This is a genomic window from Sulfurovum zhangzhouensis, from assembly GCF_030347965.1.
Classification (GTDB): domain Bacteria; phylum Campylobacterota; class Campylobacteria; order Campylobacterales; family Sulfurovaceae; genus Sulfurovum; species Sulfurovum zhangzhouensis.
Genome location: NZ_JAQIBD010000002.1, coordinates 37,008 through 53,851, shown reverse-complemented (window position 1 = coordinate 53,851; position 16,844 = coordinate 37,008). Strand labels below are relative to the sequence as shown.

Genomic DNA, 16,844 nt, shown 5'->3' with positions numbered 1-16,844 from the left:
CTATACCTTTGGTTCATTTGTTATTATGTTTCATCTGATATAGTGGCGAACAAAGATAAAGATACGAGTAAGCAGCTGGATTATATATAGAGACGGTTATTGTAATATTCAAATATGTGTAAGTTTTAAAAAAAGGAAGATCTATGAAAGAACTAAATAAAACCTCTGCAATGGTAGAGACGCTTCACGAACTTGCGATGTTGGCAGATTATTCACTCATGGATACACTAAGCGCTAATCCAGAGGCTACTTCAGATGGAGTAGATTACTCACCGAGAGAAGTTTTTTCTGGACACTATGTTCCTGTAAATCCTACTCCCATTCAAGAACCGCACTACATTGCACATAGTACAACTTTTTTTAAAGAACTTGGGTTGGATGACAGTTTGGCAACATCAGAGGATTTCATCCGGATGTTCTCTGGCGATACCTCACAGCTGCCAGAACCGTTGCGTCGTCTTGGTTGGGCAACAGGATATGCACTTTCCATCTACGGGTCCGAATACTATGAGCAGTGTCCATTTGGAACAGGTAACGCATATGGTGATGGTCGTGCCATTTCCATCCTTGAAGCAGTGATCAATGGGCAGCGCTGGGAGATGCAGCTTAAAGGTGGCGGTAGAACACCATACTGCCGTGGTGCTGACGGTCGTGCCGTCTTGCGTTCAAGTATTCGTGAATTTTTAGCACAAGAGCATATGCATGCCCTGGGCGTACCGACATCACGCTCTTTGAGTCTGTACACCTCAAAAACAGAGACGGTAAGGCGGCCATGGTTTACAAATGGATCATATTCAAGAGATCCTGAAGTGATGATCGAGGAGGCTGTTGCTATAACAACACGGGTTGCACCTTCGTTTATTCGAGTGGGGCAACTCGAACTTTTCGGTCGGCGTGCCCGTAAAAATGAGCATCCAAAAGCAATGGAGGAGCTTGAAAAAATTGTGTTGCACCTGATCGATCGTGAGTACAGTGATGTCATTGATGAGTCTTTACCTATCCAAGAAAAAGTGATCTTCTTAGCACGTGAATTTGGAAGTAGACTTTCCTCTCTAGTGGCAAACTGGATTCGTGTTGGCTACTGTCAGGGAAATTTCAATAGCGATAACTGTGCCGCAGGTGGCTTCACACTTGATTATGGACCATTTGGATTTATCGATATGTTTGATCCGAGATATCAGCCGTGGACGGGTGGCGGTGTTCACTTCTCATTTCTTAACCAGCCGCAAGCTGCCGAACGTAACTTTCATATGTTCTGCATGGCGTTGAAACCGCTGCTGAAGTCAAATAAGGATGCTCTGGATCAGTTGGATAAGATAAGAGAGGACTTTCCTCAAGTCATGCAGGAGCAAATGATAAAGATGTGGGCTTCCAAGCTTGGATTAAAAACTTTTAATGCATCACTCTTCAATGAGCTTTTGACGCTGATGATAGAAACCTCTGTCGATTATACGATCTTCTTTCGTGAGCTCTCTACGGTACCTGAAGATATCTTTCCGCTTACTAAAAGCTTTTACGGTGACTCCATATTAAATGAAAATATTATAAAAAGATGGTCGGAGTGGCTGGAAAAATGGAAATCACTCATCCATACTACAAACCCTGCCGACATCAACGCCACTTCGGAAGAATCACGTGAAAAGCTTTCTACGAAAATGAAAGCGATTAACCCAAAATACACTTTGCGGGAGTGGTTTCTTGTCCCTGCCTATCAACAAGCCACCAGTGGAGACTATACACTTATTAAAGAGTTGCAGAAAATTATGACAAACCCATATACTGAGCAATCTAAAGAGATAGAGGAGAAATACTATAGAGTAAAACCCTCTGAGTTCTTTAAAATTGCCGGCATATCCCATGTCAGCTGTTCGTCATGATTTTAAACTAGTCTGGATTTTATAAAAAATAGCAAAACAGGAGCATGTCAGGAGAGGGATGGAATACGTTTTCCAACCCTCGCTGTATGCCGGCAAAGCCCGAAATCATGGGTACTTCAATTCTTCACATTTAGATACTCTGCCAAATGTTTTATTAACGCTACCATGTATATAATATTAATAAATATATAATTGCCATAAGGCGTATTTAGACAGCATTGAGATAGTTGCTATTCCTTCTTTTATGTTTAGGAATGATTTATGTATATATCTACTTAAAACAGTCTGTAGTAGGGAGTCCATTTTGAATGCGTGTTTGGTAAATATATGTGAGAGATTTGAAGAAACAACGGATTTTTTCTCAAACAGGTCTCAAGAAAAAGAGGAGATCGTGACAAAACTCTTTTTTGATTTTTTAGAGTGTTTTTCATCTTTGAAAGCAGAAAAACTTGAGTACCCTAAAGAGTTTCAAAACGATGTAAAACTCTATTTGGCAGGTCATGTGATCTTAAAGAAAAAATTTGAAGATGTAGAGATCCGTTATTTGATGTTAAGTGATTTTTACGATTTTTGCAGATTAACAAAAAGGTATAAAAAATAGAAGAAGTCTTCTTTACTATTGAGAATCTTACCCTATGTGGTAGAGTTTTGAAACAAATTAAGAAAGGAAACAGATGTTAAATTTTGGGCCGTTTAAGTCTCTTTCAACGAAAGAGTTTCAACAAAAAAGAGAGGAAGGATTTCCAGTAATCGATGTTAGAAGAGCTGATGAGTGGGAAGAGTACGGTATCATCGAAGGCAGCCATATGATCACATTTTTTGATGAGATGGGGCAATACGACATTGATAAGTTTTTTGAAGCATTTACGAAGATAGTCGTGGACAAGGAACAGCCTTTTATCTTAGTATGCGCACATGCAAACAGAACAAAAACCATTGGTGAGTTACTGGGCTTAAAATATAAATATAAAAATGTATATGAGTTAGACGGCGGGATAAATTGGGGCTGGATCGATAAAGGTTTGGTAACAATAAAATAAATACAAAAAACGGATAGATATCGCAAGTGTTAAATCTGGTCTGGGTCTTAGAATTCTACGTACTCGCCAAATGTATACTACATTCCCATTGCAATAATGGGAAAGAATTAAGGTCATTCTAGATTGATATCTGTATCAGTATCGCTTATGTCGGTATCACTAGTATTAATATCATTTGAGTCAGTATCGTCTGTATCAGTATCACTTGTATCAATATCGTTTGTGTCATTTTCAGCCGTCTCAATATCATTTATATCGGTATCACTTGTGTAAACATCTTTTGTATCAATATCGCTTGTGAAGGTATCATTTGTATCATTAAGAATGACCGCATTACCATCATCCGAACTGTCTAGGCTGCTAGCATCACATCCAATCAAGAACAATGCACTTAATGTAATAATCAATAACTTAATTTTCATTTTTACCTCCTAACAAATTAATTAAGAAAATCATCTTAATTCAGCTTGTGTTCTCTCTAAGAAATACCTTATATAACAGAAATCCGGCTTAAAGAGTATTGTTAGATATATTTTTCAGGATTTCGTTTTAGATGTTCTTCAAAGAAAGACTCTGCTTCTTCTTTAGAGAATTGTTCTGCTAAACTTGAACGTACACACAGAATAATATCTTCATCATCTACTACCCCATATAATCGCCCAAATTTTTGATGACTATTGCATTCATATTCATAAACGGCAAACATTGCTTCATAGATATCATCAGTCATTTGAGCTCCTTATTTCAAAAATCACAATATGTGTGAAGAAGATCGTTACTGTGAAGTATGCATTTTTTACATTCATCTCAAGAAATAAATACTTTTAGTATGGTTTGTAGTTACGTTTTTTATTGATTACACAAAAAGGATATATTAAAATTTTAAAAACTATACTGTAATAGGGCATAGATCTAAAACATTAGATTTTCACTAAAAGAACTTCATTAAAATTATGACGTACTACACTATTGTTATCAAACCAAATACAAGTAACTTCGCTCTCATAAACAGCTTCTATAGTCATCAGAGGGCCACCTGAATTCAATTGAACAGTATCACCTATAAACATAATATTCTCCTATTCATTTTCATTATATAGTATAATAAAATGTAAATAGTGTCAATAAAAATTATTAATAAAGAAAACTTTTTTATAAATATATTTTAAAAACATTTGATAGTAATAAATATAGCTACTATCATTAATTTGTAAAATGATATTAACTATATAGAGAAGGCTTTTTCACTCCCTCGGCTACAATTGGTAAGTGTCCGATTCTTCTGAAGATAAAGCGATTATCAGAGCTAAGTACTTTATCGCCCAAAATGTACATCTGCTTTTGAATTACACGTATGATTTTGACGTACATCCTGACAATGATAAAAATCATCTACTTATCATACTCCATGTAGGATTTTAGAACCTGTACCTAGCAAAATAAAAAGTGGTGATACTGGTATGAATAGAGTATCACCTTTTTGAAACCTTATAAAATAGGGCGATCAGATATTTAATCATTTGGCAGAATCTGCCAAAATTATACGTCATTTTTTTGCTTATAGCGAACTAATCTTTTAGAGGGGCACAAAATAGGGTATTGTGTGAGAGATAGCAAAGTTTTCTAATCTCTCACTGTCAGCCAGCAAAGTCTTAAGTAGTAGACATTTCAAGCCTTTTAATTTAGACAAATAGCCAAAAAGACTATGTGATTAGATTGAAGTCTTTACTCCAAAAGAGAGAAATACTTTTAGTTATTTTATTGAAGATAATTAAGATGTAAGAAGAAAGTAAAGTCAGCCAGAAAGACTCCGGTTGACTTTTATTATATTAGAATTTGTAAGTTACACCATATGTTGTTGCAGTAAAGTCCAAATCACCATTCCAACCATAATATTCTCCTGGTTGAAATGCACCAAGGTCATTATGCATATAGTCTACAAAAACTGAAATATTTTCTGTAACGCTATAGCTTAGGCCTAGACCATAACCAAGAGTTGTTTTGCTTTCGTAAAAATAAGAAGGGTTATTAGCCAAATCAAGTTTTGTATTAGCAGCACCTAGATAAACGTATGGTGAGAAATCACCGATAGCATACATTCCTTTTACATAAAAACCTAAACTTTTGATTGACATATCATAGTCACCTTGAGTTGAATGGTCAGCATCTCCAGAACTTCTGATATATCTAACTTCTGCTGCAATATTTTCATTAAACTCATAACCTACTTGAGCAGTTAGACCTTGTGATTTGATTGTACAATCATCATACTCACAAACATTAGAAATTGTCATTGGTTTAGTATAACCAAGTCCAACATAGAAGCCATCAAAAATAGATGACTGAGCTTCTTGAGTTTCTACTACTGGTTCTACTGGAGCAATGTCACCACCTGCAAATGCGAATGTACTTACTGCCATAGCAGCTACGAATGAAGATGTAATCTTTTTCATTTTTAATCCTTTTTTCCTTTTATCCTTTTATGGATGTGAATAATATTTATTTTTTTCATAATAAGAACTTAAATATTAACAAAACATTAACAAATATTTAACCAAAGCATAACGTGTCCAAGAAAGTACCATAATAACCTGTTCAGCATCTCTTGGCAGAGTCTGCTCATTTAGACGTCATTTTTTGCATGCAGATGACAGTAAAATCGTGTATGACCTAGATAGAGCATGGAGAGAGGGATACCAAAACTTTCGAATCCCTTACTGTCTGCCGGATATAAAATCTTTAACTCAATCATGGAATCCATTTTACTATTCAGTATTAAGTCTACTGTCACTATAATCTCGGAAAAAACAGCATGATAAAAACTCTTCTGGACAAAAACAATAACACTGCCATACTTCTCGCCGGTATACTGGCTATCGTAGTAGGTATAGGTGTGGCACGGTTCGCTTTTACTTCACTTCTTCCTTATATGCTTGAAGACTTTTTAACCCTTTCTTATGCAGGAGTTTTAGCATCATTAAATTTTGCAGGCTATTTGGCAGGTGCTGCTTTTTCTATATTTATCAAAGATATCAATACCAAAGTAAAGTACTTTAGGATAGGTATGGTCCTGAGCATCGTTACGACACTGGTATTGGCTTTAAGCACTAACGAAGCACTATGGCTGGTTTCAAGAGTGATCGCGGGTTTTGGCTCAGCGATGGTCCTGATAGTCGGTGGTGCTATCGTCATGGTCAAGTTGAATTTTGAAAATAAAACAAAAGCTATGGGAATACACTTTAGCGGTATTGGTTTTTCTATCGTTATTTCTGAATTCATAAGCCAATATATTCTCAGAGACAGTACCTGGCATGAAGCATGGCTAGCCTTATCAATATTTGCTTTTGTGGTTACTTTTTATTCTCTTTATATTTTATCTTTTGATAAAGCGATAAAAAAAGAGTCTGTTAAACATCCACTGTCTAAATCCATCTTTTCTACCTATGTCATTCTTCTGATCTTGGCATATTTTACTGAAGGGGTAGGTTTTGTGGTCCAGGGAACTTTTCTGCCGGATATCATTAACTCGCTTGAAGGACTGGAGGGATATGGGAACCTTGGTTGGCTTATTGTAGGTATTTCGGGGATCCCTTCGTCAATACTCTGGATGCGATGGGCTCACAGATTTGGAAGTCTTAATATTATTATTGTCGCTATGGCACTGCAGATCATTGGTATTCTCATTCCTGCATTTACTACAAATATGATACTGAACTTACTTAGTGGTGCGCTTTACGGAAGTACCTTCATCGGTCTTGTAGCACTTTTTTTAAATCTTGGCGGTCTACTTGCCGGGAAAAACCCAGTAGTACTTATGGGAGCGATGACAGCAGCTTATGGGATAGGACAAGTGGGTGCACCACTCTATAGTGTAGCTTTGATAGATTATTTCGGTAATTATAATTCTACATTGTATGTCACGGCATTTATTGTCTTTATCGGGATATTACTTCTGGTGTATGCAAAAAGAATTGAACCGGTGAAGGCGTGATAAAGGCAAGGCTTTAAAGGGATTTTATTCCCTTACTCTCAGCCATCAAATTTTAGTATTTTAAGACTTGGTACTCTGCCCAAAATCAAACTTATTTTAGTTGTAAAGTTTATATGATTATTGATATAGAAATTATCTGTATGTGTGGATATGCAGGTGAATGATTTATATATGAATTATTGTTTCATTAGGTCTATCGTTTAAAAGTTTTTTGGCATTTTTTATTGCTAATCCTGATTTTGAACAGGCAATATCAAATGGTTCATTATTCTTTAAAAGTCTAACTAAAACTTTCAGTCTAGTTTGTGTTGATATATTATTTATAGACATATTTTCTCCTTTATTAAAGTATTGGTTGCGGAAGATGGATTTGAACCACCGACCTTTGGGTTATGAGCCCAACGAGCTACCAAGCTGCTCTATTCCGCGATAAATGTAATTGTGTTGGATGTAAATTATAGATAGGAAAGCTACAAAATAGTAACGAAGTATATCCATATAAACTTAGCTAAGAATAAATATTAAAAAAGTTTATAAATTAGTAGGTCAAGTCATTGCCAGAGTCTGTCATATTTTGTATGTGAGAGCACTTCTTCGATAGTTATTAGATATGTCTCAATAGCATGCATCCCATACAAAGACAACTAAGTATGTTTTTTATTTTATATGCTTTTTATATCTCTTTTTGCCTGTGCCCAATCATCAGGATTTTACTACACAGATAATGCACATCTATCGTATTATACTTTGAATTATGAAATCATTACAAGGAGAAGAAATGAAAAAGATTACACTATCACTAGTCCTACTAAGTACAATAAGTACATTTTCGATAGCAGGTGGTAATATCCAGCCTGTGGAGTCTATTGTAGAAGAAGTGGAGGAATCACCGGCCGGTAATTTCTATGTTGGTGCAGGTTATTCTCATTTGAATATGAATATTGAGGGATCACAAATGCTCAATAGTGTTTTCCATCCACCTGTACTAGGAGAAACCGATATTACCGGACATTCATTACTCTTACTTGCAGGGTATAATTTTAATCAATTTCTAGCTTTGGAAGGCAGATATAGTTTTTCGATGGGTAATCTGGATGTAGAAAATGATGCCGGCGACAGCGAACTTGATGCTGATATGTCTAATCTTGCTTTGTATCTAAAACCAATGTATCCAATAGGAAGTCTGACGCTTTATGCATTGTTAGGATATGGTCAAGTTACTCTGGATGATGGAACAGAGTATTCTGAGAACGGTTTCCAATGGGGAGTAGGGGCTACATATGATGTTTATGAAAATATTGGATTATTTATTGATTATACAAGACTTTACGATGATAAAGGATTTGATAATACCTGGATAGATCAAGACGTCGTTGTCGATGCTATAAATATAGGTGTAACCTATAAGTTTTAAACTTTTCTAATCTGGCAGATATTGCCGGATCCGTACATCATTTGTTTGTCCTATTATCTTAAAAATCACAATTTGACATATAAATGACCTATCCTTTTTTTTCATGCCACAATACTAAAAAAGTATTGAGGCGAACTATGAAAACTTCATCAAAAGAGATGCTTGAGAAGATGAGTGGACTCTTTTATGCCCGTTCAACTCATTATAGGTATAGTAAGCATCCGGAATTTAGTGAAAAATATCGTAATGGAAGATTAGCTGCCTATGATTATATCAGTGATCTTTGTTTTTATTTCCTCCAGGAAGAGAAGCATATCAATGACCGCTTTAAAGAACACATAGTAGAGCAAATGGAGAAATACTCTACTATGAACGATAGTGAATATAAAAAAGGCTTGTATGATGCTTTGAATGATGTATTGGATGAGCTTCACAAAATAAGTAGCATATAGTTTAACTTATACACTACAAATGTGAACTAATTGAAGTGGGGAAAAGGGGGATAAACCTCTTTTCCTTAATCTCCAGCCGGTCCGTCATGACAGTCGTAACAACTGACCTGGTGACCTTTGGTGAAGGCTTTATTATATAATGTTCTATCTGTAAACATTTTAGAGAGTACTGACCCCCGGTAGTCAGATCCATGACATGCTTTACATTGACCTGGCATATCTCCTCCTACATCTTGATGCGCGCTTACCCAGGATGCTCCAACCGGGTGCATTCCATGCGGCCCTCCTGTCACAGTATTTGGTACGGTGTTGTGACATGCGGTACACTCCGCGATAGTCCCGGTATGCCCCTGTATAGTCATACTGAGACGATTATCTGCTTCATGTGCCGGATAGATTGCATGAGTTGATCCATGACATGCTTCACACTGAAGGTTACCGTGTCCTGTACTGAATCTATAAAGACTTAAGCCGTTCATCGGTGTATTTGGATTAGTTGCAAACTTTGTATCCACAGCATTTCTCAAAGTATTGGTTGCAGGATCGATAGCACTTGTTTCACGCACACCGTCATGGTGACATGCTTGACAATTCGGTTCATTCAGCCATCCTTCTCTGTCTGTAGCTCCTACAGCATGCATAGATCCGTGACAGCTTTGACATTGCATCTGTGAACTTCCGTCAGGATTTTGTGCATCACCCATAGCACCTCTTAGACATTTTGTTGCTGCTCCGGGGTGGCAGGCATAACAAGCTGATCTATTTGTACTGTCACCAAGTTGAAGACCGGTATTAGGGTCTGTAACATTTGCATGGAAACCATGCATTGCCTGAGTAAATGGCTTAAGTCCGATACCGACACCCGGTAATGCATTGGATTTATGGCAGGCAACACAGAGTACCGGAGTACCGCTTCTTGCCGTCATTTCAAGCCCCTCACTATTATATTCATAGCCCTTGTTCGCAAGTTCCGTAGCATGGTCGCTTACAGCGCTAGGTTGTTTATCATCATGCAGTCTAAGAATATTGTATTTGTAGTCTTTTTCAGCATCTGGATCACCAACCCAGCCTGCATTCGGCTTGGCTGCTGCAACATTGTTACTGGTAGAATGACATCGTTTACAGTCCATTTCATCACTGACAGGAAGTACGGTTTCTACCTGTGCAAGTATATTTCCTTGTGTGTCTTTTGCCGTGACTTTAACCAATGGATAGTAATTTTTTGTACCGTCATCATTGTATGGTGTGAGGGGGATACCTTCAGCCTCCCACCAATGATGATCGTTGTTAAATGTCATTTGGGCAGGTGTTTTACTTGCCATAGGGTTGCCGGTAAGACCAATATCAGGTGCCAGATTCGCGCCAAAAAGATCGATGACATAGTCCCAGAAGTTTGTTTTGCTCTTTCCATCTGTTGTCTCTATACTGGTTGTATTCCATTTATTGTCCACACCCGGTGTTGCTTCATACGTTAGAATGATACCGGAGGTTACCAGATCACCGTTCTTATCTTTGATCTGTGCATGCAGGTTATTATATGGAGGGAGCACAGAGAATACTGAGAAATCTTTCCCATCCATACAGTGCATACCAAGATCATTCCACGCAGAAAGTACATAAGCACTTCCAGTAGTACCGCCACCGGTGCCTCCAGTATTTCCAGTATCTCCGTCATCACCGCTATCGCTGCCGGTACCTCCGCCTCCACACGCGATCAAAAAAGGTACTGAAAGTATCATTATGAATGTAGAGAGTTTTTTCATTCCAATCTCCTAGACTATTGTGATATGATGAATTATAAAATTGTATTATGAAGATTTGATGAACATTTGCATTTAGAGTGTCAATACCTCTCCAGTTGATAAGAGGCAAAAAGTATCATCTTCTTTTTCTGCAATATGCTGTATCCATTGAAATGGTTCATCGAGCGGTTCGTCACTGAGTTTGAATGTACCGTAGTGCATTGGAATCATGGTTTTTGCACGTAGTTGTTTGAAGGCCTCATAAGCTTCCTGTGGATTGAGATGATTTGCTTTCATGATAAAGTCTGGTTTATATGCACCGATGGGAAGCAGGGCAAAATCTATATCGTAGCGTTGGCCGATTTCTGTAAAGTGTGTTCCAGATGCCGTATCCCCGGCAAAATAGATAGTTTTATTCTTATAGCGAATAATATAGCCGCCCCATAAGATACGGTTGGTATCAAGTACCCCGCGTCTGCTCCAGTGTCTGGCCGGTACAAGTGTGATTGTAAGATCATCAATTTCAAAGTCTTGATACCAGTCCAGTTCCTGTGTAGATACCTGTGGAGCGATCTTATTGACAAGTGTACTCATTTTAAGAGGGATGATGGCTTGGGGAGATTTGGAAGCAATAGTTTGGATCGATGTTTTATCAAAATGGTCATAATGTGCATGAGAGATCAGCAGGTAGTCTACGTTACCTAACTCTTCTACACCATAGGGAAAATCAATCTGGCGTTTATAAAAAGGGATATTTCCAAAGACAGGATCTATCAGTATACGTTTCCCGCCTAATTGGATCAGAAAGGAAGCGTGTGAGAGCCAGCAGATAAAGTCCTCTGTTTGTGTGAGCTTATCAGGTTCACGGTTGACCTTTAGCGGTAATGTTTCAGGATTTTTAATAGTTTTCCGTGGTGCCTGAAGGACCTTCCATCGGAAGATATGCCAAAGATTAACTTCCTTGGAACTATCCAAAATACCGCCAAAACGTCCCTTTATATAGTGCTTCATTATTTCTCAAAAAGTGTTGAGAGTGTATCGGGAGCGATGAACTCGATGTCAGTGATCTTTTGGTTTTTTAGCTTATAGACCGTGATCTTGCCTTCTTGCTTGTCAAACTGTCCGCCAAAATCATCGTTGATCAACATGACGGAGAATGGATATTTCTTCATCTTAGGCATGGCAAACATTGAAGTAATGAAAGAGGGCATAGTGCTAATATCAGAGATATACTTGGTATGGTGAGTTTCCAAAAAAGCAGATGGCTGCTTTTTGAGGTAATCACTGATGGCAACTGATATATCCTTTTCAAATGCCATAATGATCATGGTATCTTTGTTTGAAACCGTGAACTCTTTGTCGAACTGATCTTTTAAAGTGATCTGCGGAAGTGTATCACCGATATTGAACTGGGCAAAGAGACCCATCGTTGAAAACAGGCTAATAAGAAGCAGCTTTTTCATAAGAATCCTTTTTTAGATAGAGTAAATAGACCAGTGCAAATGAAAAGTCCACTGCAGCGATGGCCAAGGCGATCCATCCAAGTATATTCGCTTGATAAAGAGCGAAAAATCCACCGGTAGTAATGATACGTATCGCCGAGGTCGAAAGAGCCATAGGGTGTGCATAGTGGTTATAGAGATAACCTATCAGGTGGGTAATACCTACTGCAGTTACAAATCCGAAGACAATGTACTGGTAGCCGCCGTAAAATGGTTGTTCGATGATATCATAAAGTGCCTTTCCAAAGAACAAAAGCATCGCACCTCCCAATCCGTCTGAAGCAAAAGCGATCAGATGATAGAGCTTGAGAGGTGTCAGTGTAGAGATCACATTTTGCACTGTACTGCGACGGAGATAGACACTCCAGAACAGAAGTGCTGCCAAAAAGAGCGCACCAAACAGGGCACGCCATTTCCACATCGTTTCAATATCTACATGGATGAAACCTGCCTGTGAAATACCGCTGATACTTAGTACTATTGCCATCAATCCCAGTAGCATAGTGAGGGTATAACGCATAGCTCTTGAAAACTTCACATAAGGCTCTATGATCGAAAGTGCCAAAAAAAGTACACCGATACCTACAGCGATATGGGCATGGCCTACCACAAGGTCGTTACGGTGAAAGAGTGCACGAAGTTCGGGGATAAAAAGGATATTACCCTCGATATCGACGAACAAAAATGCAAGTATGGATATCAATAGCGTCAAATCTGTCTTTATCGAGAGTCCGGCATCCTTCCACCAGTGGTAGAGTGTCGGAATATAAAACAGGGTAAGGTACTGTAAAAACCATTCTGCTTCATAGCTGAGTTTACCCACAAAACTGCGGTAGAGTACAGAGAGCAGATAAAAGCTCAGCGGAATGATCCAGAGGATATGCCATCTGGTTGTAAAGCTTGTATGAGGTGAGGCAAGTTTGATCGCCAGATAGTAGATCGCCATCAATGCAAAGCTCATCCCAAGGGTATTGTCCCCATGAGGTCCCAGATGCATCTGCTCTACCTGTCCATAGTTAGGATTCATCAAAAGCAGAAGCGTAAAGGGGCTGATGATGACCAGTGCCAATGATACTTTGACCCATTGGGGTTTGATCGTGTAATTTTTGATACTTTTAAAAATAGCAATAATATAAAACAGCCCTGCAAATGCAAGAATACCGTTGAGTTCGTAAGGAAAATCGTAAAATGGAAGTGACCTTGTATTGCCTGCAAGCAAAGCAAGTATCATAAAAACCAGAAAGATATACCAGAGTATAAAATACTTTTCCAGATAGTCTAGACTTTCAGCAGTCAGTACGTTTTCTTTGTCAAATAATGCAAAAGGCAGTAGTGAAAGCATCAATGGTATAAAGCCGTACAGCATGAGCGAGATATGCAGACTTCGTGCGATATCAGGACGTATCAGATCAGTAGCTATACCTATCAACTGTACAGCATAGATCACGCCGAACATCGCTCCCAGTATCAAGAAAAGATAGGAGATAGAGATATGTCTTTTTAGCATAAACGGCCGTCCTTAAGAGAAATGATCCTGTCACCTGGCTGGATGCGGGAGTGATCATGGGTGGCAACTACCACTGTTGCAGCCATACCGCGCAGGAGCTCAAAGACGATTTCGGAGTTTTTGGAATCGAGGTTTCCTGTAGGTTCATCGGCAAAGATAAACTCTGGTTGATTGATCATCGCTCTGGCGATCGCTGCACGCTGTCTCTGACCGCCGGAGATCTGATCTGGATACTTTCCTTGAAGATGTCCGATATCGAGTTGATCGAGAAGTACTTCAATCTCTAGTTTTGGGCGTTTTGTTACCATAGCGATGTTCTCATAGACATTCAGATGACTGATCAAATAGTGAAACTGAAAGATAAAACCTACCTTCTGATTACGGAAGCGGTTGATATCAGGTATCTCTTTACTTGAGACATCATTATAATAGATCTCACCTTCCGTAGGTTTCAGAAGAGTAGAAACGATAGAAAGCAGGGTTGACTTTCCGCTGCCGCTCTCTCCTGTAATAATATTGAAACTGCCTGTTTCAATCGAAAGATTGATATCATGCAGTATCTTTTCGTCTTCATAGGAGTGTGAAATATGTTCGAGTTGCAGCATTTAACTTCCTCTGTTTATAAGAATGATCGGATCGATACGTGAGGCGATCACAGCCGGGATTAGTGCACCTATGACGGCCATGAGAATAGAGCCTATCAAAAGTTTTACAAAGAGCATGTGATCGATCTCTCCACTTAGATAGCCCTGGAATTTTTCTACTTGTTGCAGTTGATCAAGCAGTACCAGACTTATCCCGTATGCGATAAAGAAAGCCAACAGTGTAAGGCCAATAACTTCGGTGATAGTCTCTATGATGATCTTTTTCTTGGAAAAGCCCATAGCACGTTTGATTCCAAACTCATAACGTCTGTCATTGATCATCATACTCATCAAACTTACTATGGCCAAAAATCCCATAAAAAAAGAGATAGAAGCGATCACACCGCTTGAGATACGGATGATCTTGAACTGGTTATAATTGTCAATGAACTCGGTTGTAGATTTGACATCGATATTTTGACTTAGCAATTTGATCTTTTCTATGATGTCGTTACTACTTAGGCTGATATCTTTGAGTGAGACAAGAAGGAACGATGCACTTTTTTTGAAAAGTTTCTCTGCATCTGTGATCGGGATGACAACACCGCCGTTTTCAAACCCTATCTCACTTTTGTAGATACCTGAAACATGAAAATCTGTGCCCAGCAGCTGGATATTTTGAGGGAAATCCAGAATCGAAGCGATGGTTTCACCAAGGATCACCTCGCCGTCCATCGGGTAGTCGCCTTTGCTCAACTGATAGTTTGACATTCGGTTTTGGGTGACACCGTATATACCTGCGATAGGAACTATATCTATTGCTCCGGCACCTACGATCACACCTTGTGCAGATGCTACACCGTCAAGTTTTGATATGGGCTCTATCAGGGTACGGTTAACGTCACTGAAGAAAGTATCTGCCACTCCGCGCTGCATGACGATGATATCACCGTCAGTTTTGAGCATAGAGGCATACATACTGATGATCCCGTTTCCAAGCGACGTGATCAGAAAGATCGATGCAATAGCAGAGATGGCTGATATCAGTATCAGCATCGTTTTGTACTTATAGCGTAAAAAGGATTTGAACATTGTTCTTTACTTGTTTTTGAAATCTACATTGATTGTAAGATCTACTTGGTCACGAACCGTTAAAAAAAGCAATTTAGGCGGTTTAACTCCATAATTTGACATCAAAAACGATGACTTTCCGCTGATATGTACTTTATTACCTTTTTGCATGATATTTGCATCAATACTTAGAGGCTTCTTTGTACCGTGAAAATCAAGGATCCCATTAATTTTATAGCTATTTGCTTCTTGAGCTACTTTTGTGATCGTGTAGGTTGCTTGAGGAAACTTCATACTATTGATAGCTTCATACATATGCTCATCCCTATCAGTATTATCACTTTTCAGTCCTTGCATCGAGATATCGATAGAACCGTTAAGTGTTAGGGGGTCGCTTGCCATTTTCAAATGTGAGTTCAATCCGGAAGTTGAAGGTTCTATGGCAGAATCACCGAATACTTCAGTATGTGCTTTAACGCTGCCTTGAGTGACACTTAGATTACCGGCATTTAGCCATGCTGTAACGAGAGATAAGAGTAGAAGTGATTTTTTCATAGGTTTTCCTTTTTGTTGAATTTTATGATTTTGGCGTGACTATCCATAAAGATAGTGTTTTACGCAACTTATGGTTGTTGACAACAATATACTTAGCAATATAAGTAAGCAGCAGAATGAACCAAAGTGCCCAGGCAACATAAAACGATCCTTTCAGTGCGATAAGCAGTCCCATCCCTGAAGCTCCCCAGAGACTGAGTGCCATGACTGCGAGCAGGGCATAAGGAAGCTTCATCAGTTCTTTTAGGATAATCACGTTGTAATATGAGATCACAAACGGATAGATAAGGCTAAGCATCCATTGCCATCCTGAAGCATAAGCACTGTAAGCCAAGAAAAAGAGTGCCACCATCACGGCGTCATTGTGCTTATACTCTCTGGCTTTGTAAGCAGCTATGAGTCCAAGTACGTGAAACGCGATAATGTTCAACGTATAGGAGTGTTCTCCCCATATATGCATGATCTCATTGCGGGAAAGTGACTCAAAGAGTGCCGCATCTAACAGCAGCCATAAAAAGATAGCGCCGGCACCATAAAGTGATATAAACCGGGTGCTCTGCTTTTTTAGATCTATTTGTGAAAAGAGTGATGCTCCAAATGCTACAGCTGATAAAAAGAATGCAATAGAAGTTCTCTCAACTGCGGGTACACTAAAATAATAAGTCCCGTAGGTATAAGAGAGTGCCAGTGCCAAAACTGCCAGCCATAATCGGTCAATACGTGCAATAAGCATAGGTGCGGTCAATCCGCTAATAAGTCCCATTAAAAACAGTTCTATTCCATTGGCACTGGCATAGTGAAGTGAAAGAAACAGTTGTAACAAAAGCAGTGGAGGGATTAACCATCTACGTTTCTGATAAAGAAAGATCGAAGCGATGATCCCCAGGATACCTCCTGTAGGTACCATCCATACTTGTAGGAGATCAGAGTGGTGATACTCGACAATGCCTGTTTGAAGTATCAAAAGATAGAAAGTAAATTCTGATGCAAATAAAAATAAAAATCCAACTTGCATAAAGTGAGTCCAGGATAATGATTTCATGATTTGACTCCGTGAAATTTATTGTCAAAGTCTAAAATAGAATTATGAAGATTTGATGAAGAGATGT

The 16,844-nt window shown here is 38.7% G+C and carries 19 protein-coding genes and 1 tRNA gene; 6 read left to right on the top strand and 14 right to left on the bottom strand.

Features of this window, described 5'->3' with window-relative positions; all coding sequences use genetic code 11:
- Positions 1-143 precede the first annotated feature (143 nt).
- The 3 genes from PGH07_RS05415 (at position 144) to PGH07_RS05405 (ending at position 2,917) form a co-directional block, all read left to right on the top strand.
- The gene (locus tag PGH07_RS05415; RefSeq protein ID WP_289413212.1) at positions 144-1,877 is read left to right on the top strand and encodes a protein adenylyltransferase SelO; all 1,734 of its coding nucleotides are present in this window, start codon (positions 144-146) and stop codon (positions 1,875-1,877) included.
- Between the two features lie 304 nt (positions 1,878-2,181).
- Complete coding sequence (locus PGH07_RS05410; RefSeq protein ID WP_289413210.1) at positions 2,182-2,478, top strand: hypothetical protein; 297 nt, start codon at positions 2,182-2,184, stop codon at positions 2,476-2,478.
- Between the two features lie 73 nt (positions 2,479-2,551).
- The gene (locus PGH07_RS05405) at positions 2,552-2,917 is read left to right on the top strand and encodes a rhodanese-like domain-containing protein (RefSeq protein WP_289413208.1); all 366 of its coding nucleotides are present in this window, start codon (positions 2,552-2,554) and stop codon (positions 2,915-2,917) included.
- A 113-nt stretch (positions 2,918-3,030) separates the two neighbouring features.
- On the opposite strand, the gene PGH07_RS05400 is transcribed toward PGH07_RS05405, so the two are convergent.
- The 4 genes from PGH07_RS05400 to PGH07_RS05385 form a co-directional block, all read right to left on the bottom strand.
- A complete protein-coding gene (locus PGH07_RS05400; protein ID WP_289413206.1) occupies positions 3,031-3,339 on the bottom strand; it encodes a hypothetical protein in 309 nt (102 codons plus the stop codon).
- A gap of 101 nt (positions 3,340-3,440) precedes the next feature.
- On the bottom strand, positions 3,441-3,647 hold the full coding sequence (locus PGH07_RS05395) for a hypothetical protein (protein ID WP_289413204.1): 207 nt from the start codon (positions 3,645-3,647) through the stop codon (positions 3,441-3,443).
- Positions 3,648-3,837: 190 nt separating this feature from the next.
- Positions 3,838-3,987, bottom strand: coding sequence for a YodC family protein (locus tag PGH07_RS05390; protein ID WP_289413202.1), 150 nt, complete (start codon positions 3,985-3,987; stop codon positions 3,838-3,840).
- 759 nt (positions 3,988-4,746) lie between these two features.
- On the bottom strand, positions 4,747-5,370 hold the full coding sequence (locus tag PGH07_RS05385) for a porin family protein (protein WP_289413201.1): 624 nt from the start codon (positions 5,368-5,370) through the stop codon (positions 4,747-4,749).
- Positions 5,371-5,729: 359 nt separating this feature from the next.
- Here PGH07_RS05385 and PGH07_RS05380 point away from each other — a divergent pair, with 359 nt between their 5' ends.
- Positions 5,730-6,908: a YbfB/YjiJ family MFS transporter gene (locus PGH07_RS05380; protein WP_289413199.1), complete on the top strand. Its 1,179-nt coding sequence runs from the start codon at positions 5,730-5,732 to the stop codon at positions 6,906-6,908.
- 165 nt (positions 6,909-7,073) lie between these two features.
- Here PGH07_RS05380 and PGH07_RS05375 read toward each other — a convergent pair whose 3' ends face one another.
- Both PGH07_RS05375 and PGH07_RS05370 read right to left on the bottom strand, forming a co-directional pair.
- Complete coding sequence (locus PGH07_RS05375) at positions 7,074-7,238, bottom strand: hypothetical protein (protein WP_289413197.1); 165 nt, start codon at positions 7,236-7,238, stop codon at positions 7,074-7,076.
- 22 nt (positions 7,239-7,260) lie between these two features.
- Positions 7,261-7,337 (bottom strand) — tRNA-Met (locus PGH07_RS05370).
- 349 nt (positions 7,338-7,686) lie between these two features.
- Between PGH07_RS05370 and PGH07_RS05365 the strand changes: the two genes are divergently transcribed.
- Complete coding sequence (locus PGH07_RS05365; RefSeq protein ID WP_289413195.1) at positions 7,687-8,322, top strand: porin family protein; 636 nt, start codon at positions 7,687-7,689, stop codon at positions 8,320-8,322.
- A 137-nt stretch (positions 8,323-8,459) separates the two neighbouring features.
- Positions 8,460-8,774 (top strand): hypothetical protein, encoded by a 315-nt coding sequence (locus PGH07_RS05360; RefSeq protein WP_289413194.1) that lies wholly within the window; start codon positions 8,460-8,462, stop codon positions 8,772-8,774.
- Between the two features lie 65 nt (positions 8,775-8,839).
- On the opposite strand, the gene PGH07_RS05355 is transcribed toward PGH07_RS05360, so the two are convergent.
- From PGH07_RS05355 to PGH07_RS05320, 8 genes are all read right to left on the bottom strand, one after another.
- Positions 8,840-10,537 (bottom strand): cytochrome c3 family protein, encoded by a 1,698-nt coding sequence (locus tag PGH07_RS05355; RefSeq protein WP_289413192.1) that lies wholly within the window; start codon positions 10,535-10,537, stop codon positions 8,840-8,842.
- A gap of 72 nt (positions 10,538-10,609) precedes the next feature.
- On the bottom strand, positions 10,610-11,527 hold the full coding sequence (locus tag PGH07_RS05350; RefSeq protein ID WP_289413190.1) for an MBL fold metallo-hydrolase: 918 nt from the start codon (positions 11,525-11,527) through the stop codon (positions 10,610-10,612).
- Positions 11,527-11,979, bottom strand: coding sequence for a hypothetical protein (locus PGH07_RS05345; protein WP_289413189.1), 453 nt, complete (start codon positions 11,977-11,979; stop codon positions 11,527-11,529). The genes PGH07_RS05350 and PGH07_RS05345 overlap by 1 nt, the downstream gene beginning before the upstream one ends.
- Positions 11,957-13,525, bottom strand: coding sequence for a hypothetical protein (locus PGH07_RS05340; protein WP_289413188.1), 1,569 nt, complete (start codon positions 13,523-13,525; stop codon positions 11,957-11,959). The genes PGH07_RS05345 and PGH07_RS05340 overlap by 23 nt, the downstream gene beginning before the upstream one ends.
- Positions 13,519-14,130 carry an ABC transporter ATP-binding protein gene (locus tag PGH07_RS05335; protein ID WP_289413187.1) on the bottom strand — a complete coding sequence of 204 codons (612 nt, stop codon included), beginning with the start codon at positions 14,128-14,130 and terminating at the stop codon, positions 13,519-13,521. Before PGH07_RS05335 ends, PGH07_RS05340 begins: the two co-directional genes overlap by 7 nt.
- Complete coding sequence (locus PGH07_RS05330) at positions 14,131-15,201, bottom strand: ABC transporter permease (RefSeq protein ID WP_289413185.1); 1,071 nt, start codon at positions 15,199-15,201, stop codon at positions 14,131-14,133.
- Positions 15,202-15,207: 6 nt separating this feature from the next.
- Positions 15,208-15,735: a YceI family protein gene (locus PGH07_RS05325; RefSeq protein ID WP_289413184.1), complete on the bottom strand. Its 528-nt coding sequence runs from the start codon at positions 15,733-15,735 to the stop codon at positions 15,208-15,210.
- 22 nt (positions 15,736-15,757) lie between these two features.
- The gene (locus PGH07_RS05320) at positions 15,758-16,777 is read right to left on the bottom strand and encodes a hypothetical protein (protein WP_289413182.1); all 1,020 of its coding nucleotides are present in this window, start codon (positions 16,775-16,777) and stop codon (positions 15,758-15,760) included.
- Positions 16,778-16,844 lie beyond the last annotated feature (67 nt).

Bases quoted from the DNA above. Each gene is read 5' to 3' on its own strand.
- PGH07_RS05415 (WP_289413212.1), top strand. From the start codon at position 144: ATGAAAGAACTAAATAAAACCTCTGCAATGGTAGAGACGCTTCACGAA.
- PGH07_RS05405 (WP_289413208.1), top strand. From the start codon at position 2,552: ATGTTAAATTTTGGGCCGTTTAAGTCTCTTTCAACGAAAGAGTTTCAA.
- PGH07_RS05400 (WP_289413206.1), bottom strand. From the start codon at position 3,339: ATGAAAATTAAGTTATTGATTATTACATTAAGTGCATTGTTCTTGATT.
- PGH07_RS05395 (WP_289413204.1), bottom strand. From the start codon at position 3,647: ATGACTGATGATATCTATGAAGCAATGTTTGCCGTTTATGAATATGAA.
- PGH07_RS05390 (WP_289413202.1), bottom strand. From the start codon at position 3,987: ATGTTTATAGGTGATACTGTTCAATTGAATTCAGGTGGCCCTCTGATG.
- PGH07_RS05385 (WP_289413201.1), bottom strand. From the start codon at position 5,370: ATGAAAAAGATTACATCTTCATTCGTAGCTGCTATGGCAGTAAGTACA.
- PGH07_RS05380 (WP_289413199.1), top strand. From the start codon at position 5,730: ATGATAAAAACTCTTCTGGACAAAAACAATAACACTGCCATACTTCTC.
- PGH07_RS05375 (WP_289413197.1), bottom strand. From the start codon at position 7,238: ATGTCTATAAATAATATATCAACACAAACTAGACTGAAAGTTTTAGTT.
- PGH07_RS05365 (WP_289413195.1), top strand. From the start codon at position 7,687: ATGAAAAAGATTACACTATCACTAGTCCTACTAAGTACAATAAGTACA.
- PGH07_RS05360 (WP_289413194.1), top strand. From the start codon at position 8,460: ATGAAAACTTCATCAAAAGAGATGCTTGAGAAGATGAGTGGACTCTTT.
- PGH07_RS05355 (WP_289413192.1), bottom strand. From the start codon at position 10,537: ATGAAAAAACTCTCTACATTCATAATGATACTTTCAGTACCTTTTTTG.
- PGH07_RS05350 (WP_289413190.1), bottom strand. From the start codon at position 11,527: ATGAAGCACTATATAAAGGGACGTTTTGGCGGTATTTTGGATAGTTCC.
- PGH07_RS05345 (WP_289413189.1), bottom strand. From the start codon at position 11,979: ATGAAAAAGCTGCTTCTTATTAGCCTGTTTTCAACGATGGGTCTCTTT.
- PGH07_RS05340 (WP_289413188.1), bottom strand. From the start codon at position 13,525: ATGCTAAAAAGACATATCTCTATCTCCTATCTTTTCTTGATACTGGGA.
- PGH07_RS05335 (WP_289413187.1), bottom strand. From the start codon at position 14,130: ATGCTGCAACTCGAACATATTTCACACTCCTATGAAGACGAAAAGATA.
- PGH07_RS05330 (WP_289413185.1), bottom strand. From the start codon at position 15,201: ATGTTCAAATCCTTTTTACGCTATAAGTACAAAACGATGCTGATACTG.
- PGH07_RS05325 (WP_289413184.1), bottom strand. From the start codon at position 15,735: ATGAAAAAATCACTTCTACTCTTATCTCTCGTTACAGCATGGCTAAAT.
- PGH07_RS05320 (WP_289413182.1), bottom strand. From the start codon at position 16,777: ATGAAATCATTATCCTGGACTCACTTTATGCAAGTTGGATTTTTATTT.